This is a genomic window from Enterococcus rivorum, from assembly GCF_001742285.1.
Lineage (GTDB): Bacteria > Bacillota > Bacilli > Lactobacillales > Enterococcaceae > Enterococcus_L > Enterococcus_L rivorum.
In genome coordinates this window covers 1-11056 of the sequence record NZ_MIEK01000057.1, presented here as the reverse complement: position 1 = coordinate 11056, position 11056 = coordinate 1, and the positions used below count along the sequence as shown (strand labels likewise).

8 protein-coding genes are annotated in these 11056 nt (G+C 34.1%); 4 read left to right on the top strand and 4 right to left on the bottom strand.

Annotated features, from left to right (window positions below):
* Positions 1-259 precede the first annotated feature (259 nt).
* Together BCR26_RS15485 and BCR26_RS15480 are read left to right on the top strand one after the other, a co-directional pair.
* On the top strand, positions 260-1933 hold the full coding sequence (locus BCR26_RS15485) for a phosphoenolpyruvate carboxykinase (ATP) (protein ID WP_069699879.1): 1674 nt from the start codon (positions 260-262) through the stop codon (positions 1931-1933).
* 152 nt (positions 1934-2085) lie between these two features.
* Positions 2086-3198: a 5-methyltetrahydropteroyltriglutamate--homocysteine S-methyltransferase gene (locus BCR26_RS15480; protein ID WP_069699878.1), complete on the top strand. Its 1113-nt coding sequence runs from the start codon at positions 2086-2088 to the stop codon at positions 3196-3198.
* A gap of 58 nt (positions 3199-3256) precedes the next feature.
* On the opposite strand, the gene BCR26_RS15475 is transcribed toward BCR26_RS15480, so the two are convergent.
* A complete protein-coding gene (locus tag BCR26_RS15475; protein ID WP_069699877.1) occupies positions 3257-4201 on the bottom strand; it encodes a DUF7916 family protein in 945 nt (314 codons plus the stop codon).
* A 163-nt stretch (positions 4202-4364) separates the two neighbouring features.
* On the opposite strand from BCR26_RS15475, the gene efbA reads away from it, so the two are divergent.
* The gene (efbA, locus tag BCR26_RS15470) at positions 4365-6068 is read left to right on the top strand and encodes a fibronectin-binding protein EfbA (protein ID WP_069699876.1); all 1704 of its coding nucleotides are present in this window, start codon (positions 4365-4367) and stop codon (positions 6066-6068) included.
* A 177-nt stretch (positions 6069-6245) separates the two neighbouring features.
* Entirely contained in the window at positions 6246-6680 is a 435-nt protein-coding gene (locus BCR26_RS15465) for a GNAT family N-acetyltransferase (RefSeq protein ID WP_069699875.1), read from the top strand.
* Between the two features lie 780 nt (positions 6681-7460).
* Here BCR26_RS15465 and BCR26_RS15460 read toward each other — a convergent pair.
* The 3 genes from BCR26_RS15460 to BCR26_RS15450 all read right to left on the bottom strand — a co-directional run bounded on the left by BCR26_RS15460 (position 7461) and on the right by BCR26_RS15450 (position 10613).
* Positions 7461-7862 (bottom strand): cytidine/deoxycytidylate deaminase family protein, encoded by a 402-nt coding sequence (locus BCR26_RS15460; RefSeq protein WP_245341990.1) that lies wholly within the window; start codon positions 7860-7862, stop codon positions 7461-7463.
* 24 nt (positions 7863-7886) lie between these two features.
* Positions 7887-8486, bottom strand: a complete 600-nt coding sequence (yqeK, locus tag BCR26_RS15455) for a bis(5'-nucleosyl)-tetraphosphatase (symmetrical) YqeK (RefSeq protein ID WP_069699874.1) — start codon at positions 8484-8486, stop codon at positions 7887-7889.
* Positions 8487-8636: 150 nt separating this feature from the next.
* The gene (locus BCR26_RS15450) at positions 8637-10613 is read right to left on the bottom strand and encodes an FAD-dependent oxidoreductase (protein ID WP_069699873.1); all 1977 of its coding nucleotides are present in this window, start codon (positions 10611-10613) and stop codon (positions 8637-8639) included.
* Between the last annotated feature and the right edge of the window lie 443 nt (positions 10614-11056).

The following is an 11056-nucleotide window of genomic DNA, read 5'->3' as shown; positions in this document are numbered from 1 at the left end:
GTGATCGCAGTGATTCGAAACATCGGGGACAACGATTCGACTCTCGACTTCTCCTTGTACTGTTCATCATCTGCTCCACAAGTGATCGCAGTGATTCGAAACATCGGGGACAACGATTCGACTCTCGACTTCTCCTTGTACTGTTCATCATCTGCTCCACAAGTGATCGCAGTGATTCACAGCAACTCTTCCATTACTTTTCCGAAAATCAAAGCAATTGTGATAAACTGTACATAAAAGCTAGCTTGGAGGGGATCTTATGAGCACTATTGAAAAATATTCAATTGACAGTATTAATCACGAAAATGCGCTTTTTTCAAGTTTTCGAAGTATTGTAGAGTCAAGTTTTTATGGAAACAATGTCAAAAAAGTTACTACTATTGCTGAAGCTTATTCTCTTGCCGAAAATTCTTTAGGTACAATTGTTACTGACCTACCAATCTATAAACCAGAAGAATTAGGAATTCCAGAAAATGCAAAAATCTTAGTCAACAACGATGGAAAAGTATTTGGTCGAACTGCTTCTGCAAGAAGAATTATTGGGCAACCGACGATTGATAAAAGTTATTATGAAGCCATTTTAAGAGAAGCTGTTTTTCATAGTTCTAAGCAAAATTGCTATCATAGTGAAGTAATTGTTGGTTTAGAGAAAAATTTTATGGTAAAAGCACATCTCATGATTCCTCAAGGCTATGAAAATTTGCTATACTCTTATTTACTTAATTTCCAAGAAATCTCTGATAAATACTCGTTACTATATAATGAATCCGTTTTCTATCATGAAGGAGATCTATATTTATTTAGCGATCCTGATTGGGAACATCCAGATTTCCCAGATGAACTTGCTATTTTTGATCCCGATCATAATGCAGCAGCTATATTAGGCTTACGTTATTTCGGTGAGTTAAAAAAGGCAACATTGACATTAGCTTGGAATATTGCGCATCGTAATCATTTTATCGCCTGTCATGGAGGAATGAAGCAATACAAACTTTCTGATGGTAAAAAGTACACGATGGCAGCTTTTGGACTGTCAGGGTCAGGAAAGTCAACGATTACATTGTCCAAACACAATAACAAATTTGACGTTTCGGTTTTACATGACGATGCCTTTGTTATTTCAGAAAAAAATGGTTCTACTATCGCTTTAGAACCAGCCTACTTTGACAAGACCCAAGATTATCCCATGTCGGATGAAACGATTAAATATTTTTTAACTTGTCAAAATATTGGAATTATACTAGATGACACTGGACGTAAAGTTCTAGTTACAGAGGACATTCGCAATGGAAATGGACGAACCATTAAATCCAGACTGGTCACACCTAATAGAGTGGATTATTTATCCGAAAAAATTAATGCCATTTTTTGGATTATGAAAGATGATAGTTTACCCCCTATTATTAAAATTACTAACCCTATTTTAGCAACAGTTTTCGGTGTTACCTTGGCTACAAAACGTTCTACTGCGGAGAACTTACAAAGTAACATAGATTTAGACTCGTTAGTTATTGAACCTTTTGCTAATCCATTTAGAGTCTATCCACTAGCACAAGACTACAAAGATTTTCGTTCTCTTTTTGACACTCAAAAAGCAGACTGTTACATTTTAAATACTGGTTATTTTAACGGTACTAAAGTAGAGCCTGAACAAACTTTAGCTGGAATTGAAGCGATTGTGGAAGGCCGAAGTGTTTTTTCGGATTTTGGTCCTCTTGCCTCAATGAGCTACCTTCAAATTGAAGGTCATTCGCCTGACTTTTCTAATAAAAGCTATATCTTAAAATTGAAAAAAAGAATGGAAAGTCGCTTAGATTTCATCCAAGAACAACGAGATGATTTAGATGGCTATAACGCACTACCTGAAGAATCTTCACTACTCCTGCAACATTTAATCTTAGAATTAGAAATCTGTTTAAATACTTTTAAATAACTAGTATTTTCTACTGTATTTTCTACTGTTTTTACTATGATTTCAGTTTGACAATCCTTCAAGCATCCCCTATACTTTTTTAATAAACAAATCATTAGAAAACGATGAAAAAAATGTTAGGAATATTTTAAAAAAAATTGGAGGAAACATAAATGAAAATAGAAAAAATTCCCTTTCGCTACGATATTGTAGGAAGTTTTTTGAGATCTGAAACTTTAAAGAAAGCTCGTGCAGACTACGCAGAAGGCCAGATAGCAAAAGATGCTCTAACCAAAATTGAAGATCAAGAAATCATCTCATTAATCGAAAAACAAAAAAATGCTGGTTTAAACGCTGTGACGGATGGAGAATTCCGTCGCCGTTGGTGGCATTTAGATTTTATTGCTGGCTTGAACGGCATCACTGTTTTTGACTTTCAGACAACTGCTTTTGGAATTGTAACTGAAGCTCAAGGAACTTATGTTAGCGGGCCTCTTTCTTTTTCTAAGAACCATCCGTTTCTTGACCATTTCCGTTTCACCAAAAAGCATGCTGCTCCTGTTTTAGCGAAACAAACAATCCCCGGTCCTAATATGATTTTCTTGGACTCGCTTATTTTATCTAAACAATACAACGCTACGCCTGTCTATGACTCCATTGAGCGTTTTAAAAAAGACCTCATCAAAACTTATCAAGATGCTATACAGGCATTTTATGATGCTGGTTGTCGCTATCTACAATTAGATGATACTAGTTGGGGCGGACTATTTGATGAACGCTTTCGAGAAATGATTAAAGCCAATGGTCTGGATGCTGATGAATTACTGGAAGACTTTCAAGAGGTAACGGAAAAATCATTAGCCAACAAACCTGACGATTTAGCTGTTACATTCCATTTTTGTAAAGGGAACTTCCAGTCACATTGGTTATACAATGGTTCTTACGACAAAATAGCGAAAAATCTGTTCTCTATTGAAGCGTTTGATGGTTTCTTCTTAGAATATGATGACGAAAGATCTGGTGGTTTTGAGCCACTAATCAATTTAAAAAATCAGAGAATTGTATTAGGTCTAATTACCTCTAAAAATGGTAACTTAGAAAATGAAGAAACTATTATCGGGCGAATCAGAGAAGCCAGTCAATTTGTTCCGTTGGAGCAAATCTGTTTGTCTCCTCAATGTGGATTCGCCTCCACCCAAGAAGGGAATCATCTTACTGAAGAAGACCAATGGAATAAAATTAATTTAGTCAAAACAATTGCCGAAACCGTTTGGAAAGATGCTTAAATATTAAAACAAAAAAGTCAGTTGATTGTTAATAAATCAACTGACTTTTTGATGAAAATTAACGATTAATTGAGCGAGCCATTCGGTTAATAGTATGTCTCATGCCACGAATAGTTAAAGACATTTCATAAATATTTTCAGCTGGAGCTAAACCACCATATCCAGCATCTCCTATATGTTGAATATCTACACCACAAATTTTATTCATCAGAGCAATTTGTCTGATTGTTTCCTTACTAGCACTTTCTTGACTCGTTCCAATCGCTGACATTGTTAGTAATTGATATTTTTTTGCTATAGCAACTGCAGCCTTCATATCCTCCTCTGTAAAGCCTTGAACGGTCCCTACTGCAGGTAATAATAAAATATCTGCACCAGCTTTTGCATAGGCTTCTACTGCTTCATTTGATACAACTGGTTCATCTGAACCTGCACTATGCATTTTACCAGCAATAATTAATCCTGAAAAGTTTTCTTTGGCCACTTTTACTGCTTCAGCAATTTTCTGATTTGTTACCCCTGTTCCTGGATTTCCTGTTAAACAAATAAAATCTACACCTAATTCATCCGCTTTTTTGAGCGTTTCTTTAGAGCTAGTTCTCCCTTGGCTAATTTCAAGTTTTTCACTGAACATCAACGAAGAATCATCTACGGGTTCTAAATTAATTCCAATCGGTCTCCCAATTAACTTTTTCAATTCTGCTATTGGATTCACAGTATTTTTTTCTGGATGACGCCAATAGTCCATTACCTCTTCCATTGACATTCCTGGTATCCCTTGAACAATTGGGTTAAAACAGTCAAATAGATTCAGCAAAATCAAGTCTGCACCAAAAGCAGTCGCAACTTCCGCATTACTAATATCACCGGCCTGTGGAGAAGACAACACCACATTTTCAGATAAAATAGTTCGTCCTTCACTTGCTTTAATTGACTGCTTCAATTCCTCAGCAGTCATTTTAGCCACTTCACTATAGCTTGCGCTAATCAGTCTTTTTACCATAAAATATCCTCCTAAAGTTATTAATTTAGTTCTATTATACGCCAAAAATAGCTTTCTCCCCAGTTTATTTGAATCATTTACAACAACCTTTCTGCATTCCTTTATAATTCAAGGGAACTTCGTTATAATGGATATACTATGCGAAAAGAAACGAGGAATGTTTATGTCATTTGATGGCGTATTTACTCATAAAATGGTGGCGGAATTGTCCCAGCAACTAATCAGTGGCAGAATTTCTAAGATCCACCAACCTTATGAAAATGAAGTGGTTTTAGTAATTCGGGCAAAAGGTAAAAATCAAAAACTATTACTTTCTGCTCATCCTAGTTATGCACGAGTTCAGTTAACAGAAATTGGTTATGCCAACCCAGAAACACCCCCTAATTTTGTTATGATGTTAAGAAAATTTTTAGATGGAGCTATTTTAGAATCTATTGCTCAAATCGATAACGACCGAGTGATTCATTTTTCCTTCAATAAGAGAGATGAATTAGGCGATTTGCAAAATATCGTACTAGTTGTAGAGCTAATGGGTAGACATAGCACGATTGTATTAATTAATAAAGAAACAGGAAAAATATTGGATGCCATTAAACACATCGGTAGCTCTCAAAATAGCTATCGCTCCCTACTTCCAGGAGTTGAATACATTGATCCTCCAAAACAAGAACAACTAAATCCATTTATAGCTAAAGATGAGCGAGTTTTTGAAATACTTTCGAAAGCACCAGAATTAAATGGACGGTACTTACAACAATATTTCCAAGGGTTAGGAAAAGATACCGCTGAGGAATTAGCCTATCGATTATCTCAACGGTCAAATGAAAAGATGCTTGTTTGGAAAAATTTTTGGCAAACGATTAACGAAAATGGTCAACCAACCTTAACAACTTCTAGTAAAAAAGAATTTTTCACTCCAATTCCATTCGTATCTCTTGAAGGAGTTCAACAAAATTTTGAGTCATTCAGTCAGCTATTGGATACTTTTTACGGCGGAAAAGCTGAGAAAGATAGGGTCAAACAACAAGGTGGAGAACTGATTCGAAAAATTGATAATGAATTAAAAAGAAATCAGAATAAACGCAAAAAATTAGAACAAACGTTGATTGATACAGAAAGTGCAGAAAACTTTCGACGTGATGGTGAATTGCTAACTACTTTTATGACTCAGGTTCCTAAAGGGGCTACATCCGTTCAACTTCCTAATTATTATGATGAAGATAACCTGTTAGAAATTACGTTAAATCCTGCTCTAACCCCCAATCAAAATGCTCAAAAATATTTTCAAAAATATCAAAAATTAAAAAATGCTGTAAAAATTGTTCACTCACAAATTGAACAAACAAATCAAGAAATCAACTATTTAGAATCGGTGATTTCGCAATTAGAACTTGCAACTCCTATGGATATTCAACTAATTAGAGAAGAATTAATTGAACAAAGGTATGTGAAAAAAAGAGGACCTAAAAAGAACAAACAAGAGAAAAAAAGCAAACCAGAAGAATTTTGCTCAAGTGACGGAACCTCTATTCTCGTAGGAAAGAACAACCTTCAGAATGACCAGCTTACTCTTCGTACCTCAAAGAAAACAGATATCTGGCTTCATGCAAAAGACATTCCTGGCTCCCATGTGATTATTAAAGATTCCAATCCATCAGAAACAACTTTGTTAGAAGCCGCAAACCTAGCAGCTTATTACTCTAAATACCGATTGTCTGCTCAAGTGCCAGTTGATTATGTGCAAGTAAAACATGTTCATAAACCCAATGGTGCTAAACCAGGCTATGTCATTTACGAAAATCAAAAAACACTTTATGTTACACCAGACGAACTACTTGTAAATAGCTTAAAAAAAACTAAGATATAAGTCTTACAATCATAAAAACCACAAAAAAATCTTCTTTCAATACCGATTTTTTTGTGGTTTCTTAATTTTATTTCTAATTGTAATTAATCAGCTTTAATGAGCACTTTCCATTACGCTCACTCATTATTGGTCAACATTTTTCTAACCTAAATAAATGCGATTGATTGGAGGCTTTCCATGTATAAATTTGAAGAAATCACTAACTTAGTTACCAATGATTCTGCACAAGTTTTACTTTCAAACTGCTTCGTTTATCCAAATCAACCTCAACGATTTGCGGAAAAAATTAATCAATATTCACAGGGAAGTAAATATAAAACTTACAGTATAATTTCTAGAAGCAAAGAATTACTAGGCATTATTATAATAGAACAAAAAGACGCCCAAACTATTATTATTCAAGGGATTGCTTGTGAACTAACATTTAGAAATCAAGGAATAGGACGAAAAATGGTGAACTATATTATCGATATATGTCAACCTACAACAATTTTGGCAGAAACAGATGATGATGCCATAGACTTCTATAAAAAATTAGGCTTTAATATGGAAATGCAGAAAGAAAAATATCCAGAAAACACTCGGTATTTGTGCAAATTAACACTACACTAAAAGTAACAAAAACAAGCTCCTACAAAAGTAGGAGCTTGAAAGGAGTATTTACTCTAAAGAGTAAAAATGAAAAATAAAAAGGTTGTTGTTGGTATGATTGAATAATACCACCTCTTATTTTTTTTTGCCAATAAAACGATTTTAGTGTAATTTCTCTTAAGATTTCCTTAATTAATAATAAACGTTATTCCAATTTTTTCTTACATTAACCTGATTCAGTGAATAAAATTGATAAATGTTAAATATCTCAAAATTTCCATAGATTCTATAGTCAATTCTTATGCTCAAATAACAATTATTCTTTTATTTTTTTGAAAACATCTCGATTTTTCTTCACAAATCTATCAATATATATATATCCCCTATTCACTATATATTTATATGCGGATTATATAATGATATTAGTTCAGAGAGGCACCTCAACATTTTCAAACATAGTTTTAAGGAAGCTTAATTATTACGACATAGCACTCTCTGATACCATCACTCCATTGACGATCTTCTAGGGGAGGATCGTCAATTTTTAGTTTAAAGTCGCTAATAGTTCAGAAAAGAAAGTAGGAGTTCTATTTTGACAAAACTATTATTTACTGTATATATTTTTAAACTACTTAAAGAAAGTTGGAGACCAGAACCTGATTTTTAATTATATTTAAGAAAGTAAATGAGTAGCTATAGCGCTATTTTTATGTTTCTGGAGCTAGTATTTGTTCGATACTAGTTCATCAATTTTTTAAGAATCATTCACAAAATATGAAAAAGAAACAATTTACGATACAATCACTCCGGTCTATGGTACGCATAAGGAACTAAGCTAGTAATTCTAGATTTTTTAATACCAGCTTCTGTTTCTACTATAACATGACAGTTAGGCGCATATTCTAATATGAACTGACGACAATTCCCACAAGGAGAGTAGACTTTATCAGAATTATCCCTACCAATAGCAACTATGCACTCAAAATCTCTTTCGCCACAACTAATAGCATTACCAATAGCAATAACTTCTGCACAAGCCTCATGTATAGAAGAAACATTAACGCCAGAGTAAACATTTCCATTTGTATATCTCACAGCTGCACCTACAGTATGATTAAGGTTCTTACGATCAAAATTTAGCTTAATAATCTCTGTTGCACTATCAATCAAAGCTTTTTCTGTGACTGTCAACTTTTCCATCATACAAACTAACCCCTTCAAAATTAATCAATAATTCAAATCCAAATCCAGCATTGCATCTTTTAACCAAGGGTGTAATACTAAAATATCTGATAGTACCCAATTAATATAAACTTTGCATCCTTCATCTAAGGAAATATCTAACGCCACATTCAATTGATCTAAATAAGGTGCACTATCACTTCTGTCCCATTTTACCTTATCAGCAATAAAAACAACTTTATCCAAATCCGAGGCCTCTCTTTTAAGCGTTGTATGACATTCAATAGCGGATAATATTTCTTCGTCATATATATTAAATAGCTCTTCTGCTATAAATGCTGATTGCTTTTGATGAAGAATCATTGGGAATCTTTCTTCTTCTTTTAGTACTTCTTTTTTCAAATGCTTTTGTAATTTCACTCTTTCTTCATTAGGAATAACTGCACTGATATCATGGAGTAGGCCAGCCAGATATGCTTTATCTGGTGATACATGAAACTTACCCGCAAGTTCTTTAGCCTTATTTGCTACTTCATATGAGTGATGTATAATTTCACTTTTACCATAATAATTTAAAAATTCTTTCATTTGTAGTTCAATATTTATAGAAGTGAATGGTATCTTATAATCTATAATCTTTCTCATTCCCAATCCTCCCTTTCAATACTACCACTACAATATCAATTATACACTAAGTCACATTATAGATTCTATAATGAAATCTTGCTGCAACAACATTTTTCAAATTCTTTAACGTTACCTATGCTTTAGTAACAAATATGCACTCTCATAGTACTAAACATTTACTGCAACTTCATGACCTTGTTTAATACTTGTTGCAAAACAATCCGGCAGTTGACTGTCACCTATATTATAAACTTCAGAAACTTTCCCGACTAAAGAATCATATAAACTAGGATTTGGTCTTTCACCGACTGATAATAAAACAGTATCTGCTAAAATATGTTGACGTTCTCGATTTTCAGCCATTACTTCAACAAAAGATTTGCTTATTTCAATACACTTTGTTTTGTTCATAAAAATTGTGCCAGCAAGCTTTAAGTGATCTAATAAAATCGTTCGGTTCGTCATGACCATTTTTGCTGCCATTTTATCTGTTGCTTCAACAATTGTGACCTGCTTTCCTTGCTCAACTAAATATTCAGCCGTTTCACATCCCACTACTCCACCGCCAATAATCACAACATTTTGACCTGTATTTTTTCCCAAAAGAGCTTCTTTTGCTTCCATTACGTGGGGTAAATCTATCCCAGGTAAATTAATTTTAACAGGCGTTGGTCCTACTGCACAGATTACTACATCAGCATTTAGCGCTAATACAGCTTCTTCATCCATGAATCGATTATAATGAACTTTTATCGCTAACTCTTTAATAATAGCCTTAAAATAATCTAACATTGGTTTGATATTCTCTTTGTGAGGTGGTGTTGCTGCTAATTTTACCTGTCCACCAATTTCTGCATCTTTTTCGTAAATTGTAACATCATGACCTCTTAAGGTAGCCACTCTTGCTGCTTCTATTGCAGCGATGCCGCCACCAATAATTGCTATTTTTTTAGTTTTAGTCGCTAGTTCCAGTTCATAACGATTGTGTCTATTACCTAAAACTGCATTACTGGAACAACGAGAGCATTTATCATGTTGTAGTTGCTGATCAATACAAGTGTTACAGCCGATACAAGGTCGAATCAGCGCTTCCTTTTTTTCTAGAATCAAATTAGGTAAGTTTGGCTCTGCTAAAAGGCTTTTCCCCATAAAGACAAATTCGCACTTTTCTTTTGCAAGTGCTTCTTCAGCTACTTGTGCGTAGCCAGCTCTACCTCCACTTATAATTGGAATCGTTACCTCTTTTCCAGTTATCGCTTTAATTCCTGCCTTTATTCCTGCCGATACATCAAACATCTGTCCTTTAGGTGAGCCGGTATCCGCAACATCTTCTAATGTTGCCTCTTGTTTCCATGCACCTACCATCACCTCTAACGCATCAATCCCTGCTTCCTGTAAACGATAAGCATAGTATGTTCCTTCTTCGAACGTAATTCCAGCATCTTCACCTAGCTCTAATACGGTCAATTTAACGGTTACAACAAAATCATCTCCACAAAGAGCTCTAATTTTCTGAACAACATTTAAATGGAATTGAATACGCTTTTCTTTACTTCCACCATACTCATCGGTTCTAACATTAGCTTTAGAAGATAAAAATTGTTCGCCTAAATAATAACCAATACTATGCATTTGAATACCATCAAACCCCGCTTTTTTTGCCCGTAACGCTGCGTTAGCATACTTATCTTCAATTGCTCGTATCTCTTCAGCTGTTAGTTCACGCGGCTCTTCATTAGAAAGCCCCATCATAAAAGTATACGGCATTGCTACTGCCGAAGGTCCTACTGGTTGCTTACCTGTGATTTTACGACGTGAGCCACGACCTGTATGACTAATTTGTAAAAGGCATTTTGCACCATTTTCATGAATGGAATCAGCTAATTGACTCATACCATCAATATACTTATCATCATCAATTACCAACATATTGGAGCTATTTAATCCTTGAGGTGCGTCAACACAGCTCACTTCTACAATTAATAATCCTGCTCCACCTTTCGCTCGTTCAGTGTAGTGATTCATGATTGCTTCACTTACAAACCCCTTATCCGACATATTGATCCCCATTGCCGGTAAGACAATTTTATTTTTTACAACGAGACCACCAATCTTACCTTCTGAAAAAAGATTTGAATATTCCATAACAACTTCCTCCTTATAAATATATATAATTCCAAATAGAAAATAGTCTTCTATTTGTTACTATTCTTATTTATGATTTCATTAAATACTTTGACTATTTAATAGCTCTTTTTCTTGAATGATAATTTTTAAAATAGATTGATTTAATAAGAATATTCTAATCAAGAAAATAGAAGAAATGTTTGGCTTGTAGGTTTCTCTACACATATAAAATAAACATTAGATCTTATCCATACTTGTTGACTATTTTCTTAATTATTAAACATAAACAATTTTCTAGTGCACAATCAAAAAAGAGTATCATTGTTTGATAGAAAATTTTATTTAAATAAGCTATACTTTTATTATTACGCCGATAGTAAAATTAAGCTAGACAACTAAAAAAGTCATTTGTGCTACACTCAAAATAGTTCTGACGAAAGAATTATAAGGAGTGAAGACAA

What these genes read in the sequence shown, in the direction of transcription:
- BCR26_RS15485 (WP_069699879.1), top strand. Translation starts at nt 260, where the DNA reads ATGAGCACTATTGAAAAATATTCAATTGACAGTATTAATCACGAAAAT.
- BCR26_RS15480 (WP_069699878.1), top strand. Translation starts at nt 2,086, where the DNA reads ATGAAAATAGAAAAAATTCCCTTTCGCTACGATATTGTAGGAAGTTTT.
- BCR26_RS15475 (WP_069699877.1), bottom strand. Translation starts at nt 4,201, where the DNA reads ATGGTAAAAAGACTGATTAGCGCAAGCTATAGTGAAGTGGCTAAAATG.
- efbA (WP_069699876.1), top strand. Translation starts at nt 4,365, where the DNA reads ATGTCATTTGATGGCGTATTTACTCATAAAATGGTGGCGGAATTGTCC.
- BCR26_RS15465 (WP_069699875.1), top strand. Translation starts at nt 6,246, where the DNA reads ATGTATAAATTTGAAGAAATCACTAACTTAGTTACCAATGATTCTGCA.
- BCR26_RS15460 (WP_245341990.1), bottom strand. Translation starts at nt 7,862, where the DNA reads ATGATGGAAAAGTTGACAGTCACAGAAAAAGCTTTGATTGATAGTGCA.
- yqeK (WP_069699874.1), bottom strand. Translation starts at nt 8,486, where the DNA reads ATGAGAAAGATTATAGATTATAAGATACCATTCACTTCTATAAATATT.
- BCR26_RS15450 (WP_069699873.1), bottom strand. Translation starts at nt 10,613, where the DNA reads ATGGAATATTCAAATCTTTTTTCAGAAGGTAAGATTGGTGGTCTCGTT.